This window comes from Serratia sp. OS31, assembly GCF_014164835.1.
Lineage (GTDB): Bacteria > Pseudomonadota > Gammaproteobacteria > Enterobacterales > Enterobacteriaceae > Serratia > Serratia liquefaciens_A.
In genome coordinates this window covers 21333-38394 of sequence record NZ_JACJFQ010000031.1, presented here as the reverse complement: position 1 = coordinate 38394, position 17062 = coordinate 21333, and the positions used below count along the sequence as shown (strand labels likewise).

The window sequence follows — 17062 nt, the reverse complement described above, 5'->3', positions numbered from 1 at the left end:
TCAGAGGCCACCAGCTTGAAGCTCACACATGAGGTTATATCTGGAGGCTAAAAAGGGCATGTGTTGCCATTCTGTGTTGCTGAACATGGTTTTTCAATGTTTGAAACACTGTATAAATATACACATTGTGCGGAATCGTGCGCAATAGGAAATGCAGATAACTGCATGATTTAAATAGAATAAAAGCGTAAGTGATTGATATGGCTTTACTAATTACAAAGCGGTGCATCAACTGCGACATGTGCGAACCGGAATGCCCCAATCAGGCCATTTCGATGGGCGATGATATCTACCAGATCGATACCGATCGCTGTACCGAATGCGTCGGTCATTACGATACTCCAACCTGCCAGCAGGTGTGCCCGATCGACAACACCATTATCGTCAATTCAGAGCACCGCGAAACCAACGAACAGCTGTGGGACAAGTTTGTGGTGCTGCATCATGCCGATCGGCTGTGACACAGAAACACCGATCGACAAGGGCGCCAACAGGCGCCCTTTTGTTTGCTAGCCGAACACTGCATTACCCTTCGATAATCACCGTCGCGCAAGCATAACGGCGTTCATCCGCCAGCGAAACGTGAATGGTGGTGACCCCCATTTGCTGCGCCAGCTCGGCGGCACGAGCATGCAAGCGGATATTCGGCTTGCCTAGATCGTCGTTGAACACTTCAAACTGATTAAACGCCAATCCGTTACGGATCCCGGTGCCGAAGGCCTTGGCGGCAGCTTCTTTCACCGCAAAACGCTTGGCGAGAAAGCGCACCGGCTGCTGATGCTGTTGATACACTTCCCATTCAGCATCACTCAGTACGCGGCGCGCCAGACGATCGCCGCTGCGTTCAACTACCGCTTCGATACGCGCCATTTCAACGATGTCAGTGCCCAGCCCCAGCACGGCCATTAGCGACGCGCTTCACGCATCAGCAGTTTCATATCCGTCACCGCCGCCGGCAGACCACACATGACCGCCTGCCCGATGATGGCATGACCGATATTCAGCTCATGCATTTCCGGCAGGGCCGCGATCGGCTGAACGTTATGGTAAGTCAGACCGTGGCCGGCGTTGACCTTCAGACCTTTCTCTGCGGCGTAGGTGGCGGCAACGGCAATGCGATGCAGCTCGGCTTTGACCGCCAGTTCGCCTTCAGCTTCCGCATAAGCGCCGGTATGGATTTCAATGTAGGGAGCCCCCACCGCTACCGCTGCATCAATCTGACGATGGTCCGGATCGATAAACAGCGAAACCAGAATGCCGGCCTGTGCCAAACGCTCAACGGCAATGGCCATTTTGTCCTGCTGCCCGGCAACGTCCAGCCCACCTTCGGTAGTCACTTCTTCGCGTTTTTCCGGTACCAGACAACAAAAGTGCGGTTTCAGCTCAACGGCGATATCCACCATTTCATCGGTCACGGCCATTTCCAGATTCATGCGCGTCTGGATGGTCTGGCGCAAAATGCGAACATCGCGATCGGTGATATGACGACGGTCTTCGCGCAGGTGCACCGTGATCCCGTCAGCCCCAGCCTGCTCGGCAATAAATGCCGCCTGAACCGGATCCGGATATTGGGTTCCGCGCGCGTTACGTAACGTGGCGATGTGATCGATATTGACGCCCAGCAGCAAATCAGCCATGACAACCCTCTAAAAAACGATTTTCAGTGGCCGTAGTTTACACGCGGGTGCAGTAGCGCAAAAGGAGAAAAGGTCAGGCGTCGTCGACCGGCGTATCCGGCTGTTTACGGACAAACTGACGGAACAGTTCGCGGCTCTTCAGCGGCTTGCCGCCCAGATAGGGTTTAAGCGCCATACGGGTAAAACGCTTGGCGGCACGTAAGGTTTGCACATCAGGGAACTGGCGCTCCGCCAGCGCGCGCAGTTCGCGGCCGGTAAAGCTGTAGTGATCCACCACCAGGCTGGCGATAAAGCCTTTTTCCTCACGGTAGCGGTAGGTCATGCCGTCATCGACCGGCAGGCCGCTGCCGGCGCAGTGCAGGAAGTCCAGACCGTAACCCAGATGATTCAGCAAGGCCAATTCGAACTGGCGCAGTGCCTGCTCCGGCGAAACGTCTTCTGCCGCCAGCGCCTGCAAACATTGCAGATAGTCGAAGAACAATACCGAATAATTGGCTTCTTGCTCCAGCACCCGCGACAGCAGTTCATTCACGTAGAGGCCGCTGTACAGCATCATGCCGCTGAGAGGTAAACCCAGGGACACCGCTTCGGCGTTACGCAGCGTTTTGACTTCGCCACGACCGCCCCAGCGGACTAACAGAGGGGTAAAGGGCTGCAGACAACCCTTCAGATTAGAACGACGGCTGCGCGCGCCTTTTGCCAGCAAGCGCACCCGTCCATGACCTTCCGTGAACATATCCAGCATCAGGCTGGTTTCACTGTACGGTCGCCCATGCAGGACGAAAGCGCGCTCCCAGCCGTCCATTGGAGATGTTATTTCAGGTCGTCGGTATAGCCCAGGCTACGCAACGCACGTTCGTCGTCCGCCCAGCCCGATTTCACTTTCACCCACAGTTCCAGATGCACTTTGGTTTCAAACATCTGTTCCATGTCCTGACGGGCTTCGATACCGATGGTTTTGATCTTCGCACCCTTGTTGCCGATGACCATCTTCTTCTGGCCTTCGCGCTCAACCAGGATCAGACCGTGCACGTTGTAACCACCGCGCTCGTTCGGCACGAACTGTTCGATCTCAACCGTCACCGAGTAAGGCAGTTCTTCACCGAGGAAACGCATCAGCTTTTCACGGATGATTTCCGACGCCATAAAGCGCTGGGAACGGTCGGTGATGTAATCGTCCGGGAAGTGGTGTTCCGCTTCCGGCAATACCTTGCGCGCGATAGCGGCGATGGTATCGACATTCATGCCTTTCTCAGCGGAGATCGGCACCACGTCGAGGAACTTCATCTGTTGGCTGAGGAACGCAATGTGCGGCAGCAGCTTGGACTTGTCGGTGACGTTGTCGACCTTATTGATCGCCAGCACGACCGGGCACTTCAGGCTGCGCAGTTTGTTGACCACCATTTCATCGTCGGCGGTCCAGTTAGTGCCTTCCACCACGAAGATCACCAGCTCGACGTCGCCGATTGAGCTGCTGGCGGCGCGGTTCATCAAACGGTTGATGGCGCGCTTTTCTTCGATGTGCAGACCCGGGGTGTCGACGTAAATGGCCTGATAGGCGCCATCGGTATCGATACCCATAATGCGGTGACGGGTCGTCTGCGGTTTACGCGAGGTGATGGAGACTTTTTGCCCCAGCAGTTGGTTCAACAACGTGGATTTGCCCACGTTGGGACGACCGACTATCGCAATAAAACCACAGTATTGTTTTACTTCGCTCATTCAAGCTCCAGATTTTTCAGCGCTTGTTCCGCTGCCGCCTGCTCGGCTTTACGACGGCTTGAGCCGGTACCCATCACGGGCTCGCTCAAACCACTCACCTGACAGTGGATAGTAAACTCCTGATCGTGCGCCTCACCGCGAACCTGCACCACCAGATAAGAAGGTAACGGCAGATGACGACCTTGCAAAAACTCCTGTAAACGGGTTTTGGGGTCTTTCTGCTTATCACCGGGGCTGATTTCGTCCAACCGGCTGCGATACCAGTCCAAAATCAGTCGTTCAACAGTTTGAATATCGCTATCCAGGAACACGCCGCCAATTAAAGCTTCCACCGTATCCGCCAGGATTGATTCGCGGCGGAATCCACCACTTTTCAACTCACCCGGCCCGAGGCGAAGACACTCGCCCAGATCGAACTCGCGCCCCATCTCCGCCAGCGTATTGCCACGCACCAGCGTGGCACGCATGCGGCTCATATCGCCCTCGTCTACGCGAGGAAAACGATGGTAGAGCGCATTGGCGATGACAAAACTAAGAATAGAGTCACCCAGAAACTCAAGACGTTCATTGTGTTTACTGCTGGCGCTACGGTGAGTTAACGCTTGCAGTAAGAGCTCCTGCTGTTGAAAAGTGTAGCCCAGCTTCCGCTGCAGCCTATTTATTACGATGGGGTTCATGAGTTACCAATAGATCAAGAATGCGTCAAAAACTTGCAGCATACGGAACAGGCCTGCTTCGCCGAAAGCCAATCCAAAGCTGTTTCGTTTGCAGTGGCTCCCAACAGGGAGCCAACTTTTTATCGCTCGAGCCGGTATTCTACAACGAGTGGAAATATAATGCTGCGTTAATATACCCGTCGCCTTTCAAACTATAGCGTTGTTACCTGCACTCGCTCCCCTCAGTTACTTACTTGAGTAAGCGCCTGGGGATGAGCGAGCTGGTCGCCTAGCTACAGCTTGAAATTCATAGGGTAGAAACACTGGATTAATGAATTCCACCGATGCGGCTAAACCTTACGCCGGTAGGCCATTCGCCTTCCTGCTTTTCAAAACTCATCCAGATAGCCGTGGCTTTGCCCACCAGATTTTTCTCCGGCACGAAGCCCCAGTAACGGCTGTCGGCGCTGTTGTCGCGGTTATCACCCATCATGAAGTAATGACCCGCCGGCACAACCCATTCCGCCAACTGTTTACCCGGCTGCTGGTAGTAAGCACCCACCTGATCCTGCGTGCCCGGCACGGTCAGAATATGGTGAGAAACCGAACCCAGCGTCTCCTGGCGTTCACGCAGACGAATACCGCCCTGCGGCACGTTGTCACTCAGCGGGATCTGGTAAAAGCCGTTGCTGGCTTCGCCCATGCCGCTGCGACTGAACAACTGCACAAAGTCGCTTGGCTGCGCATCGTTGTAAGTCACTGCTAACGCGGTATCGCATGACTGACCGCCAGTACAGGATGGCTGAACGGTCACACGCTTATTGACCGGATCATAACTTACACGGTCACCCGGCAGGCCGATCACGCGCTTGATATAATCCAGCTTCGGATCCAGCGGATATTTAAATACCGCAATATCACCGCGTTTCGGATGACCGGTTTCAATTAGCGTAGTCTGGGTAATAGGATCTTTAATGCCGTAGGCATATTTCTCCACCAGAATAAAATCGCCAATCAATAACGTCGGCATCATTGAACCGGACGGGATTTGGAAAGGTTCGTAAATAAATGAACGCACTACGAAGACCAGCAGCAAGACCGGGAACACCGACGCGCCGGTTTCAATCCAACCCGGTTGTTTCGCCACTTTGGCCAGCGTTTTATCGTCTACGGCACCCGCGGTTTGTGCATTTACCGCCGCAATCTTGGCCCGGCGGGCAGGCGCCCATCTAAAGCGCTCAAAGGCCCAAATGATCCCGGTAGCCAACGTTGCCAGCGCCAGGATCAGGGCAAACATATTCGCCATGCAAACTCCCTAGTTACGCGAACTTATCGCTTACTTACTGTCTTTGCCAACGTGCAGAATGGCCAGGAACGCTTCTTGCGGCAACTCTACGTTACCCACCTGCTTCATGCGTTTCTTACCGTCTTTCTGTTTCTGCAACAGCTTCTTCTTACGGCTGACGTCGCCGCCATAGCATTTTGCCAGTACGTTTTTACGCAGCTGTTTCACCGTGGAGCGCGCGATGATATGGGTGCCGATCGCCGCCTGAATGGCGATGTCGAACTGCTGACGCGGGATCAGCTCTTTCATCTTCTCCACCAGCTCGCGGCCACGGTATTGCGCATTGTCGCGGTGAGTAATCAGCGCCAGCGCATCCACACGCTCGTTGTTGATCAGCACGTCAACACGCACCATGTCAGAGGTCTGGAAGCGTTTGAAGTTGTAATCCAGCGACGCATAACCGCGGGACGTGGACTTCAGACGGTCGAAGAAGTCGAGTACCACTTCCGCCATCGGGATTTCGTAAGTCAGCGCAACCTGATTGCCGTGATAAACCATGTTGGTCTGCACACCGCGTTTTTCGATACACAGCGTGATGACGTTCCCCAGGAATTCCTGCGGCATCAGCATGTGGCACTCGGCGATCGGCTCACGCAGCTCTTCGATGTTGTTCAGCGGCGGCAGCTTGGACGGACTATCAACGTAAATAGTCTCTTTGCTGGTAGTTTCCACTTCATACACTACCGTCGGTGCGGTGGTGATCAGTTCCAGATCGTATTCACGTTCCAGACGTTCCTGAATGATCTCCATGTGCAGCAGGCCGAGGAAGCCACAACGGAAGCCGAAGCCCAGCGCGGTGGAGCTCTCTGGCTCATAGAACAGGGAGGCGTCGTTCAGGCTCAGTTTGCCCAACGCATCGCGGAAGGACTCATAGTCGTCGGAGCTGATCGGGAACAGGCCCGCATAAACCTGCGGCTTCACTTTTTTGAAGCCCGGCAAGGCCTTGTCCGCCGGCTGGCGTGCCAACGTCAGGGTATCGCCCACCGGCGCGCCGAGGATATCTTTGATTGCACAGACCAACCAGCCTACTTCGCCACAGTTCAACACGTCGCGATCGACACGCTTCGGCGTGAAGATACCCAGACGATCGGCGTTGTAGGTTTGGCCGGTGCTCATAACCTTGATCTTGTCGCCCTTGCGCATGGTGCCGTTTTTAACGCGCACCAGGGAAACTACGCCAAGGTAGTTATCGAACCAGGAGTCGATGATCAGAGCCTGCAGAGGCGCATCCGGATCGCCTTGCGGCCCCGGGATGTCGCGCACCAGGCGTTCGAGCACTTCCGGCACGCCTACACCGGTTTTGGCGGAACAACGCACCGCGTCGGTCGCGTCGATGCCAACGATATCTTCAATTTCCTGCGCGGCGCGGTCAGGATCGGCTGCCGGCAAGTCAATTTTGTTCAGTACCGGCACCACTTCCAGATCCATATCCAGCGCGGTGTAACAGTTGGCCAGCGTTTGAGCTTCTACGCCCTGCCCGGCATCGACCACCAGCAGCGCGCCCTCACAGGCGGCCAGTGAGCGCGAAACCTCGTAAGAGAAGTCAACGTGCCCTGGGGTGTCGATAAAGTTGAGCTGATAGGTTTGACCGTCCTGCGCCTTATAATCCAGCGTAACGCTCTGCGCTTTGATGGTAATGCCGCGCTCGCGCTCCAGATCCATAGAATCGAGCACCTGCGCGGCCATTTCACGTTCGGTCAAGCCACCGCAAATTTGAATGATGCGGTCGGACAGCGTCGACTTACCGTGGTCAATGTGGGCAATAATGGAGAAATTTCGTATATGCTTCATTATAAAAGTTTTTCTGCCTTGGTATTTCTGAATTACTCGCCTATAGAAACCCGCATGGACCTAAAGCGACAGTGAATGGGTTCGGCCGTCTTGCGCCTGAATCGCTGCATTCTACATGTCACAACACTGAAAACCTAGCGATCGGTGCAGTGAAGGCATTCTATTATGTGCACTTTAATGTTACAGCGCGCTCCGGGTTATGAAAGCCGATGTTAACAAAACTCAGCGTGCCCGCCACACCAAGTTGCAACCGCCTTTGTTGCTCGCATGCCTTTCGCCATCATCGATAAGATTCGGCAGTAATACATAACCGCCAATAACGCAATAAACCCTCTCCGAGTTATTGATAAAATAATATCCGGATCAACATCTTAGAATTGCACTTTGCGTCTGTGGCTTTAGGAAAAACCCCATATACGCGTCCCGGTGGCTTCTATAGAAATGAGGGTGAACACCGCGACAAAACATAATTTAGGGCACTACATCGGCATGCCCACCGGGGTTCACCAGCATATCTCTGCGTGTTGATTGGAAGGTGCAAAATGATCGATAAAGGGCAAATGCTGAGCCGGCACGATTTTTCTAAGGTCAATTGGGGCATTCTGACGGCGGCTGCGCTGCTGTTAACCATTGGTGCGGCACTGCTGTTACTGCCGCTGCTGAGCAATATGGATGAAAGTGCGATACTGACCCTACTGCAAACCGGCGCAGCCACTATTCTACTCGGCTGTATTCTTCTGGCACTGCGCCACTTTCTGCGGCCGGCGTTGACCTATCGTCTATACGAACACGGCGTTCGGGTGATGAACCAACGAACTCACAAGGAACGCTTTGTTCCCTTTGAAAAAATTGGGGATATTTATCGTTTTCGCTGTGGTCGCTTTTTTGGCGGATTGTTCGACGTAATGGCCTTTCGTACCTCGGCGGAACACCCCTGGTGCCCGGTGTTCAGCAACCTGTCTCACTCCTGGCGGCTGGCAGATACCCTTATCAATCAGCAGATCCAGCAACGTGGGCCGCTTGCGCTGAATGCGTTGTATCAGGGGGAAGTGCTGTCGTTTCACTATCTCAGCTGCGGCGCGCGCTGGCTGAGTCATTTGTTACCCGGCAACCGGAAAGGGAAACAGATCCAAACGCTGAAGCTAAGTGCCAATGCACTGATTACGGCACAAGGAATTATCCCGATTGAGCAGATCCGCGAACTCGAGAATAATCCACGGCATGGCACGATCCGCCTGCTGGATAATCAGGGCAATGCTCTGTTTACGATAGGGTATTTTTCGCTGCTCAGCGCCGATCTGTTTATCGCACTGCTGGAGCATATGATCTACAGCCGCATCCCCGCCTACCATAACCGGCGGTGATGCGGCAGCAGTTTTATTCGTTTTCCGTCTGCAGGCGCATGGCCCCAGGCGGTAAACCGATTTGTAAAACGATAGGTTGGTAATTCGCCTGTTCGCCAAGACGTTGTGCCAGGCTGCGAGCCAGAATAAAGGCCAGCCCACCGCCCAACAAGGCACCGAGCGCGGCCGAAGCGTCGGTGCCGAGCCAGTATTGCAACAGGCTGCCGCCCAGCATCATGCCCACCAGCGGTGTCAGATAGACCAGCATCGCAGAACGCAACAGGCTGCCTTCTGCAATGCCTACTTCAACCCGCTGGCCTGGTTCGAGCGGCTGCTCGATGCGCACCTGCAGCTGGTGCTCGGTTTCGGGCACCAGCTCATTGAGCGCACGCGCCCCGCAGCCAGAACGGGCATTGCAGCTACCGCATCCGGCTTTCGGTTCACAACGCAACAGCGCTACGCCCTGTTTCCACGAGACTACCGTGGCCCACTCTTTCATCATTGTGGCGATACCTTGAAAGAAATACTGTCAGCAATACGTTTAGCCGTTGCCGGCGGCAATTCGCCAACAATGGTAATCTCATTGCCGTTACGCACTTCGGTCTGAATCGTGCGTCGACCCTGGCGATAATACTGCTGGCCTGCACCGCTGCCCGCAGGACTTATATTGACCGAGAAGCTGAATAAACCATCGCTGTAAAGCCGTGACTCTACCGGCTCTGTCACATTCGGCAGTTTACGGCGATTACGCGCCACCTCGTCCACCCCAGCCGGTAACCAGCCCGTGCTCCAGCTCAGCTTGATTTTATCTACCGCAGGCAGCGACAGCAACGGCGGCAGGTTAGCTTTGATCAGCCCTTCCATCACGCCTTGCACTTGCGGCCCGACCACGAACGAAATCACCCGATATTGCTCCAGCGTTTCGCCGTCGCGATCGATCAGATCCACCCGCAGTGGCAGCTTGGTATCTTCGTCCATCCAGACTATATAGCTATAGCGTGAGCCATCACGTGCAACCACGCGGATCACTTCGCAGGGACGATCGGAAATACGGGTGCTGCCAACGGAGATGAAATCGTAATATTTCGCCAGGCGGCTGAAATCGGCATAAACAATCGCCGGCAACGCGTCGACGATGTGATCGCCGGACAGCGTAAAGGGCTCCAGACCGGGTTCGAAATAGCTGATCCCGCCGCCGCGTTGTAACACTTCACGGCGTGGACCATCCATATGCAGCAGTTGGCCGAGCGGCAATTGATCGATCACCGCATGACGATAGCGCAGCGATTCAATTCCCTGCTTGCTGATGCTGATATAGGCGAGTTCATAATTGAGCGAACGGCTGGCACTGCTCATCTGTTGCAACAACGCCCCGGACGCAGTGGGCTGCGCCGGGGCGATGCTTGAGTAGAGCAGGCTGCCCGTCAATAGACAGACGGAGAACCAAATTTGCTTCATTACTGCTGTTGCATTCCTAAAGACTGAGTTCCGGGAACCTGAACGGCAGCCTGTTGTGGTGTGCTTTGCTCAAGCTGCAGCTGATCAGAATGCAAACGACGTTGCAACTCATAATCTTGCAGCATAGCGTTAATACGTTTGCGCTGTTCCTGCACCTGCTGCTGTTGTCCGCTGCCGGTAGAGAAACTGTCTGCCGGCACGCCGAGGCTAACCGGTGACGCCTGCCCCATGATTGGCAGGGTAGTGAACGCCGGTGATTCAGCGGCAGCCGATTGTTCTGTCGGCTGATTGTACTGCTGAACGCCGACAATCACCGCGAGCGACACGCAGGCCGCCATGCCAATCTGTGTGATCTGGCTGGCCCAGGGACGAACTTTGTCCCAGAACGGCATTTTCTGCCAGGTGTGCGGTTGCGGCTGAGACTCCGGCACTGCAGAAGGAACCAGACGTGCGGGTTCTTTCTCAAGTGCAGCAGCAACACGATCTGCGATATCGAAATGCATGACTTGTCCGATATCACCCCGTAGTGTGTCACGTATCAGGTGATAGCTCTGCCAGCTTTGTTGAAGCGCCCTGTCTTTAGACAATGAACTCAGTAGCTCGCTGTCGAGCGATTCTCCATCCATCAGAGCGGAAAGCTTTTCTTTCTGCATGCCTAAGTACCCTTCCTGTGTCCGCCATTGCTAACGTTGAATCAGCGGTTGAACTTTATTATCGATAGCCTCCCTGGCGCGGAAAATACGCGAACGTACCGTTCCGACCGGGCAATCCATGATGGCCGCTATCTCTTCGTAGCTTAGACCATCCAACTCCCGCAGGGTAATCGCCATGCGAAGATCCTCAGGGAGAGACTCAATGGTACGGAAAACTATCTGTCTCAGCTCTTCTGACAACATTAAGTTCTCAGGGTTCGAAATTTCTTTCAGTGCACCCGCACTTTCGTAATTTTCGGCGTCGTTGGCATCCACATCGCTGGACGGCGGACGACGGCCCTGAGCAACCAAATAATTCTTTGCCGTGTTCACGGCGATTCGATACAACCAGGTATAGAAAGCGCTATCCCCACGGAATGATTCCAGTGCGCGATAGGCTTTAATAAACGACTCCTGCACCACATCCGGCACATCGCCCTGCGGTACATACCGGGAAACGAGACTCGCAACTTTATGCTGGTAACGAATCACCAGTAAATTAAACGATTTCTGATCGCCCTTTTGGACCCGCTCAACCAGAACTTGATCCGTTAACTGCTCGCTCATCCGAGGTAAACTCTCCCCAAATCCGTCTCCACGCGTAAAATTGTACTGCCAGCCATACATTATTTTCCTGAGCAAGCACTCGCTTGGAGTTCATACAGAACGCGAAGTTCCATATTGCCATTGTTTTTTATGTTGATGTCACCCATCCGTGGCTTTTGCCCGGACAATTAGGCTAACATGAATTTCACTCTTCTTCTGCACACATCATACGTTATGCAACCATCATCTGAACATGTTAGCGATGTACTGATCGTCGGCAGCGGTGCTGCGGGCTTGTCACTGGCGTTGCGCCTGGCGCAGCATTGCAAGGTTACCGTACTCAGCAAGGGGCCGCTCAACGAAGGCGCCACATTCTATGCCCAAGGCGGGATTGCCGCGGTTTTCGATGAAACGGACAGTATTGCCTCACACGTTGATGACACTTTGATTGCCGGAGCCGGCCTGTGTGACAGAGACGCCGTTGAGTTTATCGCAGGCAATGCGCGCCACTGCGTGCAGTGGCTGATTGATCAAGGGGTCTTGTTCGACACCGAAGTCAACGCCCAGGGCGAAGAACATTACCACCTGACGCGGGAAGGGGGGCACAGCCACCGCCGTATCCTGCATGCCGCCGATGCTACAGGTAAAGAAGTAGAGACCACACTGGTAGGGAAAGCAAGCGCCCACCCCAATATTTGCGTGATGGAACGCCGCAATGCGGTCGATCTGATCACCTCCAACAAAATCGGCCTGCCGGGAACCCGCAGAGTGGTCGGCGCCTACGTCTGGAACCGCGAACTGGAACAGGTAGAAACCTACCGTGCCAAAACGGTGGTGCTGGCTACCGGCGGTGCGGCCAAGGTGTACCAGTACACCACCAACCCGGACATCTCTTCCGGAGACGGTATCGCCATGGCCTGGCGTGCAGGGTGCCGCGTCGCCAACCTCGAATTTAACCAGTTTCACCCGACCTGCCTGTTCCACCCACAGGCGCGAAACTTCCTGCTAACCGAAGCCCTGCGCGGTGAAGGGGCTTATCTGAAGCGCCCGGACGGCAGCCGCTTTATGCCCGATTTTGACTCACGAGGCGAATTGGCGCCGCGAGATGTGGTTGCCCGCGCCATCGACCACGAAATGAAGCGGCTGGGTGCGGACTGCATGTATCTGGATATCAGCCATAAACCGGCTGAATTCATTACTCAGCATTTCCCGATGATCCATGAAAAACTGCTGACGCTGGGCTTCGATCTGACTACGCAGCCGATCCCTATCGTACCCGCCGCGCACTACACCTGCGGCGGCGTAATGGTCGATCAGCATGGCCGTACCGATCTGGACGGGCTGTATGCCATTGGCGAAGTCAGCTATACCGGCCTGCATGGCGCCAATCGAATGGCATCCAACTCACTGCTGGAGTGTTTGGTTTACGGCTGGTCGGCGGCAGAAGACATCATGATGCGCCTGCCGTTCATCAAGCTGGCGAAACAGCTGCCGCAGTGGGATGAGAGCCGGGTGGATGATGCAGACGAGCGAGTGGTCATTCAGCACAACTGGCATGAACTGCGGCTGTTTATGTGGGACTACGTTGGGATCGTGCGCACCACCAAACGGTTGGAACGTGCGTTACGCCGCATCAATACGCTGCAGGCGGAAATTGATGAGTACTACGCCAACTTCCGTATCTCCAACAATTTGCTGGAGCTGCGAAATCTGGTGCAAGTGGCGGAATTGATCGTACGCAGCGCGATGGCGCGTAAAGAAAGTCGCGGGCTGCACTATACGCTGGACTACCCGGATATGCTGCCGGAAGCGCTGCCAACCATACTGCAACCCTAGCAGCGATACCGCAAGGGCGCCCACTGTGGCGCCCTTTTCATTTCAATAGAACAGGTAGAAATCGGTAATCAAACGGCGGAACGCCTCGGTGTAACTGCCATCAGCCAGCTTGATCGCCAGGCTTTGCACCGCTTTTTCTTCCGTCGGTTGACGGGTCATAGCCAGCAGCACACGATGCAACGGCGTATCGGCGCGATCGCTGACGTTCAGCCGTTGCGCAGTATGCCATCCACGGCGTTGTGCATTACTTTCAAAGGCCTCACCAATATCATGCGGCAGCACTACGCAAAAAGTCCCCTGCTGGGCAATCAACCGTTCCGCACTTTCCAGCAAGGCGTCGTGGGTGAGCGTTTCGGTATAACGCGCGTTATGGCGCGCCTGGTCCCGGCAGGCGACAGCCGGCTCAAAATATGGCGGGTTGCTGACGATCAGATCATATTCACCGGCATGATGCTGAGCATAGTGGTGAATGTCTTGCGCATGCACCTGGATGCGTTGAGACCAGGGAGACTCCTGCACGTTTTCATGCGCCTGTGCTGCGGCAGCCTCGTCCAGTTCCACTGCGTCAATTCGCACGTTTTCGGCGGAACGCTGCGCCAGCATCAGCGCGATCAGTCCGCTACCGCTGCCGATATCCAGCACGCGTTGCGCCTGCGCCAAGGGCGCCCATGCGCCGAGCAGCACGCCATCGGTGCCCACCTTCATTGCACAGCGATCGTGAGCAACAAAAAACTGCTTAAAGGTAAAACCACCGCGACGCGGGGTGAAATTTGCTTTCGATTGAGTACTCACAATAACCACCTGAAGACAAAACTGGCGTAGCATAAGGCAATCTGATTTTTGGGAAAAGAGATGCTTTCCGCTTAAATAGGTGAAGAACGCGGCCAACCCGTCTATAATCGGCGCCCCAAGTAGAGGTAGACCATGACAGTAACCAATTTTTCCGAACTCGAACTCGATGAACGCCTGATAAACGCCCTGCGCGATAAAGGCTACGAACGCCCAACCGCCATTCAAGCCGAGGCGATCCCGCCTGCGATGGATGGGCGCGACGTATTGGGTTCGGCGCCAACCGGCACCGGCAAGACCGCGGCATTTTTGCTGCCGGTATTGCAACATCTGCTCGACTTCCCACGCAAGAAGTCCGGCCCACCGCGCGTACTGATCCTGACGCCAACGCGCGAGCTGGCGATGCAGGTAGCCGATCAGGCTCGTGAACTGGCTGCTCATACTTCGCTGGATATCGCCACCATCACCGGCGGCGTCGCTTATATGAACCACGCGGAAGTCTTCAGTGAAAACCAGGACGTGGTGGTCGCGACCACCGGTCGCCTGCTGCAGTATATTAAAGAAGAAAACTTCGACTGCCGCGCGGTAGAGACGCTGATCCTCGATGAAGCCGACCGCATGCTCGACATGGGCTTCGCGCAGGACATCGAAACCATTTCCGCCGAGACCCGCTGGCGTAACCAGACCCTGCTGTTCTCCGCGACGCTGGAAGGCGATGCCATCCGCGAATTCGCCGAACGCATTCTGAAAGAACCGGTAGAGGTCGAAGCCGATCCGTCACGCCGCGAACGTAAAAAGATCCTGCAATGGTACTACCGCGCCGACGACGTACAGCATAAAACCGCCCTGTTGGTGCACTTGCTGCAGCAGCCGGACGTGCAGAAATCCGTGATCTTCGTGCGCAAACGTGAGCGTGTGCATGAGTTGGCCGGCTGGCTGCGCGAGGCAGGCATCAACACCTGCTACCTCGAAGGCGAAATGGTGCAGGCCAAGCGCAACGAAGCGGTAAAACGCATGATGGACGGCCGTGTCAACGTGCTGGTCGCTACCGACGTTGCCGCCCGTGGTCTGGATATCCTGGATATCACCCACGTGTTCAACTTCGACATGCCGCGCACCGCGGATACCTATTTGCACCGTATCGGCCGTACCGGTCGTGCCGGGCGAAAAGGCACCGCAATTTCGTTGGTTGAAGCACACGACCACCTGCTGCTGGGCAAAGTGGGCCGTTATCTGAACGAGCCGCTGAAAGCACGCGTGATCGATGAGCTGCGTCCATCAACCAAAGTGCCAAGCGAAAAGAGCAACGGCAAGCCTTCGAAGAAGGTACTGGCCAAGCGCGCCTCAGACAAAGAAAAGAACAAAGAAAAAGCCAAGGTGAAAGTACGTCATCGCGATGCGAAAAACGTAGGCAAACGCCGCCAGCCAAAGGCCAAGCCAGAGGACAGCGGCGCGAAATAATACCACCGCAGTGAATAAAAACCGCCTCTCTTTCTGCAGGCGGTTTTTTTATGCCCCGTTACTGCTGTCCGTATTGCGCCGCCAGTTGATGGGCTTTCAGCCAGGCGTTCAGTTGACGATAGCGATCGCGCATTTCTTCATTTTGCAATGCCGTCGGCGTCTGCGATAAATAGAACTGGAAGGCCACGCCTTGCTGATTGCGGGCTTTGGCGTCTGCCCCCGCCTGCAACAGCATCAGCGCCAACTGCGGCGCATTGATTTTTGCCGCCAGGTGCAAAGGCGTATCCCCCAGCCGATCGCTCAGCGTGACATCGGCACCGGACACCAACAGCAACCGCACTTGCTCTTCCCGCCCCGCCAACACCGCCGCTGCCAGCGGTGTAGCGCCAGTCACCGCATTGCGCGGATTCATCGGCACCCCGTGTGCCAACAACAATCGCAGATACTGCGGGTCCTGCACCGCAGCGGCGGTATGCAACGCACTGTTGCCATCCAGGCCCGGAGTGGTCGCATCGGCGCCCAACGCCAGCAGCGAGCTTAGGCTTTGCGGTTGCTGCGACAGTATGGCCCATTGCAGCAAAGTGACCTGACGGTCCCCCTGTTCATGCAGGCGCGTCTGAGTTGCCTGCTCGGTAATCCCGTTGGTGTCACCACGCGCCACCGCCTGAGCCAGTGCCAGATTGCCGCGCCCGTTAAACGGAGAAATTTCCTGATTCATCTGTTGTTCCTTAGCCATCATCAGCAAACCGGCGATAGCGATTACCGCCAGCGTGGCGATCATTAACGTCTGCCATAGGCGCCGCCGTTCAGGCATTGGCCTTCGCCTCCCATGGCTTTTGCTCCGCCATCGAGCTGATCACCTTATCAATCCCGTGAGCCGTCAGGCTGCGATCCAGGTGTTTGCTCGGGCGCCAGTCGTCAATGCCGCTCAGGGTGTCGTTATTGGCCAGCGTGATTTTATGCCCGATGGCATCCGGGATCAGCGAAGTGGATTCCTGCGTTCCGGTCAGCATGTCGTATTGCTCGCTGTAACGGCGGATACCCCCGGCTTGTGCATCCTGCTTCGCCGCTGCCGGATCGATCCCCATACGATTCAGCGTATAGTCGGAAACCCCCGCAGCGTTAAAAGTCACCGCCACCGTGCCCGTCGCCAGCGCTGCCGTAGCCGCCAGACCGCCGCCAAGCGAATGACCGGCGATCACCAGCGCATCACCAAAGGCTGCCTTGGCGCTTTTCGCAAGGGATACCGCCTGATTGTACTGCACATCGTCATAGCCGGTCGCCTGGCGCACGTTGCTCAACCAGTCGCGCATATCATTGGTGCCGGCGAAGGCCAACACATACTGCTGATTATCCGTGTAAATCCCGGCCTGAAAACCCGATGCCGCATCCTGCAGACTAGCAGGGTCAATGCCGGCACCCAGCAAGGCGTCGGCGCTCAACCGGTTGAAACCTTCGACTCCCTGACTACCGGTGCTGTAAACGTCTTTAGCCAGTAACGCCAGCGTATAGTCCCCCTTCTGTGGCTGCTGCCCGCGCGTCACGCCCTGGTTCGCCGCCGCCGGCGCGGCTGCCGATATCTCGCTGACCAGCGTGTTCAGCAGGCTCTGGGCGTTCAGGCTGTTTTGGGAAAGCGTGGCCACCGGAGCCTTTGTTGCAGAAGCTTCTACAGGCTGCGAGGAACTCAACGGTTCTGGTTGCGTACGCACCATCGGGGGCTGAATGGCTGCTGGGGCGATCGCAGAGGTAAAACTCAAAGACATACTCATGCCGACTCCTTGTCGAT

General features: G+C 55.6%; 17 protein-coding genes and 1 pseudogene. 4 read left to right on the top strand and 14 right to left on the bottom strand.

Going from position 1 to position 17062, the window contains the following annotated elements:
• Window positions 1-200: 200 nt before the first annotated feature.
• The gene (locus H5P17_RS21225; protein WP_182825040.1) at window positions 201-461 is read left to right on the top strand and encodes a YfhL family 4Fe-4S dicluster ferredoxin; all 261 of its coding nucleotides are present in this window, start codon (window positions 201-203) and stop codon (window positions 459-461) included.
• A gap of 64 nt (window positions 462-525) precedes the next feature.
• Here the strand turns inward: H5P17_RS21225 and acpS are convergent, their stop codons facing one another.
• The 7 genes from acpS to lepA all read right to left on the bottom strand — a co-directional run bounded on the left by acpS (window position 526) and on the right by lepA (window position 7151).
• Window positions 526-906: a holo-ACP synthase gene (gene acpS, locus H5P17_RS21220; protein ID WP_044554540.1), complete on the bottom strand. Its 381-nt coding sequence runs from the start codon at window positions 904-906 to the stop codon at window positions 526-528.
• Window positions 906-1637, bottom strand: a complete 732-nt coding sequence (gene pdxJ, locus H5P17_RS21215) for a pyridoxine 5'-phosphate synthase (RefSeq protein WP_020828252.1) — start codon at window positions 1635-1637, stop codon at window positions 906-908. The genes acpS and pdxJ overlap by 1 nt, the downstream gene beginning before the upstream one ends.
• Window positions 1638-1710: 73 nt before the next feature.
• Window positions 1711-2442, bottom strand: coding sequence for a DNA repair protein RecO (gene recO / locus H5P17_RS21210; protein ID WP_020828253.1), 732 nt, complete (start codon window positions 2440-2442; stop codon window positions 1711-1713).
• Between the two features lie 8 nt (window positions 2443-2450).
• Window positions 2451-3359: a GTPase Era gene (gene era, locus H5P17_RS21205; RefSeq protein WP_044554539.1), complete on the bottom strand. Its 909-nt coding sequence runs from the start codon at window positions 3357-3359 to the stop codon at window positions 2451-2453.
• Entirely contained in the window at window positions 3356-4036 is a 681-nt protein-coding gene (gene rnc, locus H5P17_RS21200; protein ID WP_041414862.1) for a ribonuclease III, read from the bottom strand. Before rnc ends, era begins: the two co-directional genes overlap by 4 nt.
• Window positions 4037-4343: 307 nt before the next feature.
• Entirely contained in the window at window positions 4344-5321 is a 978-nt protein-coding gene (lepB, locus tag H5P17_RS21195; protein WP_044554538.1) for a signal peptidase I, read from the bottom strand.
• A gap of 30 nt (window positions 5322-5351) precedes the next feature.
• The gene (gene lepA, locus H5P17_RS21190) at window positions 5352-7151 is read right to left on the bottom strand and encodes a translation elongation factor 4 (protein WP_020828257.1); all 1800 of its coding nucleotides are present in this window, start codon (window positions 7149-7151) and stop codon (window positions 5352-5354) included.
• Between the two features lie 542 nt (window positions 7152-7693).
• On the opposite strand from lepA, the pseudogene H5P17_RS21185 reads away from it, so the two are divergent.
• Window positions 7694-8529, top strand: a pseudogene (locus H5P17_RS21185) (hypothetical protein); the annotation flags it as partial.
• Here H5P17_RS21185 and rseC read toward each other — a convergent pair.
• The 4 genes from rseC to rpoE are packed head-to-tail and all read right to left on the bottom strand — an operon-like array spanning window position 8529 to window position 11211.
• A complete protein-coding gene (rseC, locus tag H5P17_RS21180) occupies window positions 8529-8996 on the bottom strand; it encodes a SoxR-reducing system protein RseC (protein WP_182825036.1) in 468 nt (155 codons plus the stop codon). The pseudogene H5P17_RS21185 and the gene rseC sit on opposite strands and share 1 nt — an antisense overlap.
• Complete coding sequence (gene rseB / locus H5P17_RS21175) at window positions 8993-9952, bottom strand: sigma-E factor regulatory protein RseB (protein WP_020828260.1); 960 nt, start codon at window positions 9950-9952, stop codon at window positions 8993-8995. Before rseB ends, rseC begins: the two co-directional genes overlap by 4 nt.
• Window positions 9952-10605 carry an anti-sigma-E factor RseA gene (rseA, locus tag H5P17_RS21170; RefSeq protein ID WP_044554534.1) on the bottom strand — a complete coding sequence of 218 codons (654 nt, stop codon included), beginning with the start codon at window positions 10603-10605 and terminating at the stop codon, window positions 9952-9954. The genes rseB and rseA overlap by 1 nt, the downstream gene beginning before the upstream one ends.
• Window positions 10606-10635: 30 nt before the next feature.
• On the bottom strand, window positions 10636-11211 hold the full coding sequence (rpoE, locus tag H5P17_RS21165) for an RNA polymerase sigma factor RpoE (RefSeq protein ID WP_012146382.1): 576 nt from the start codon (window positions 11209-11211) through the stop codon (window positions 10636-10638).
• Between the two features lie 213 nt (window positions 11212-11424).
• On the opposite strand from rpoE, the gene nadB reads away from it, so the two are divergent.
• A complete protein-coding gene (gene nadB, locus H5P17_RS21160) occupies window positions 11425-13026 on the top strand; it encodes an L-aspartate oxidase (RefSeq protein WP_182825034.1) in 1602 nt (533 codons plus the stop codon).
• A 42-nt stretch (window positions 13027-13068) separates the two neighbouring features.
• Here nadB and H5P17_RS21155 read toward each other — a convergent pair whose 3' ends face one another.
• Window positions 13069-13851 (bottom strand): tRNA1(Val) (adenine(37)-N6)-methyltransferase, encoded by a 783-nt coding sequence (locus H5P17_RS21155; RefSeq protein WP_182825032.1) that lies wholly within the window; start codon window positions 13849-13851, stop codon window positions 13069-13071.
• Window positions 13852-13950: 99 nt separating this feature from the next.
• Here H5P17_RS21155 and srmB point away from each other — a divergent pair, with 99 nt between their 5' ends.
• Window positions 13951-15276: an ATP-dependent RNA helicase SrmB gene (srmB, locus tag H5P17_RS21150; protein WP_182825030.1), complete on the top strand. Its 1326-nt coding sequence runs from the start codon at window positions 13951-13953 to the stop codon at window positions 15274-15276.
• A 58-nt stretch (window positions 15277-15334) separates the two neighbouring features.
• Here srmB and H5P17_RS21145 read toward each other — a convergent pair whose 3' ends face one another.
• Window positions 15335-16090 carry an ankyrin repeat domain-containing protein gene (locus H5P17_RS21145; protein ID WP_182825028.1) on the bottom strand — a complete coding sequence of 252 codons (756 nt, stop codon included), beginning with the start codon at window positions 16088-16090 and terminating at the stop codon, window positions 15335-15337.
• Window positions 16083-17045 carry a DUF2974 domain-containing protein gene (locus tag H5P17_RS21140; RefSeq protein ID WP_182825026.1) on the bottom strand — a complete coding sequence of 321 codons (963 nt, stop codon included), beginning with the start codon at window positions 17043-17045 and terminating at the stop codon, window positions 16083-16085. Before H5P17_RS21140 ends, H5P17_RS21145 begins: the two co-directional genes overlap by 8 nt.
• Between the last annotated feature and the right edge of the window lie 17 nt (window positions 17046-17062).

What these genes read in the sequence shown, in the direction of transcription:
- H5P17_RS21225 (WP_182825040.1), top strand. Translation starts at nt 201, where the DNA reads ATGGCTTTACTAATTACAAAGCGGTGCATCAACTGCGACATGTGCGAA.
- acpS (WP_044554540.1), bottom strand. Translation starts at nt 906, where the DNA reads ATGGCCGTGCTGGGGCTGGGCACTGACATCGTTGAAATGGCGCGTATC.
- pdxJ (WP_020828252.1), bottom strand. Translation starts at nt 1,637, where the DNA reads ATGGCTGATTTGCTGCTGGGCGTCAATATCGATCACATCGCCACGTTA.
- recO (WP_020828253.1), bottom strand. Translation starts at nt 2,442, where the DNA reads ATGGACGGCTGGGAGCGCGCTTTCGTCCTGCATGGGCGACCGTACAGT.
- era (WP_044554539.1), bottom strand. Translation starts at nt 3,359, where the DNA reads ATGAGCGAAGTAAAACAATACTGTGGTTTTATTGCGATAGTCGGTCGT.
- rnc (WP_041414862.1), bottom strand. Translation starts at nt 4,036, where the DNA reads ATGAACCCCATCGTAATAAATAGGCTGCAGCGGAAGCTGGGCTACACT.
- lepB (WP_044554538.1), bottom strand. Translation starts at nt 5,321, where the DNA reads ATGGCGAATATGTTTGCCCTGATCCTGGCGCTGGCAACGTTGGCTACC.
- lepA (WP_020828257.1), bottom strand. Translation starts at nt 7,151, where the DNA reads ATGAAGCATATACGAAATTTCTCCATTATTGCCCACATTGACCACGGT.
- rseC (WP_182825036.1), bottom strand. Translation starts at nt 8,996, where the DNA reads ATGATGAAAGAGTGGGCCACGGTAGTCTCGTGGAAACAGGGCGTAGCG.
- rseB (WP_020828260.1), bottom strand. Translation starts at nt 9,952, where the DNA reads ATGAAGCAAATTTGGTTCTCCGTCTGTCTATTGACGGGCAGCCTGCTC.
- rseA (WP_044554534.1), bottom strand. Translation starts at nt 10,605, where the DNA reads ATGCAGAAAGAAAAGCTTTCCGCTCTGATGGATGGAGAATCGCTCGAC.
- rpoE (WP_012146382.1), bottom strand. Translation starts at nt 11,211, where the DNA reads ATGAGCGAGCAGTTAACGGATCAAGTTCTGGTTGAGCGGGTCCAAAAG.
- nadB (WP_182825034.1), top strand. Translation starts at nt 11,425, where the DNA reads ATGCAACCATCATCTGAACATGTTAGCGATGTACTGATCGTCGGCAGC.
- H5P17_RS21155 (WP_182825032.1), bottom strand. Translation starts at nt 13,851, where the DNA reads ATGCTACGCCAGTTTTGTCTTCAGGTGGTTATTGTGAGTACTCAATCG.
- srmB (WP_182825030.1), top strand. Translation starts at nt 13,951, where the DNA reads ATGACAGTAACCAATTTTTCCGAACTCGAACTCGATGAACGCCTGATA.
- H5P17_RS21145 (WP_182825028.1), bottom strand. Translation starts at nt 16,090, where the DNA reads ATGCCTGAACGGCGGCGCCTATGGCAGACGTTAATGATCGCCACGCTG.
- H5P17_RS21140 (WP_182825026.1), bottom strand. Translation starts at nt 17,045, where the DNA reads ATGAGTATGTCTTTGAGTTTTACCTCTGCGATCGCCCCAGCAGCCATT.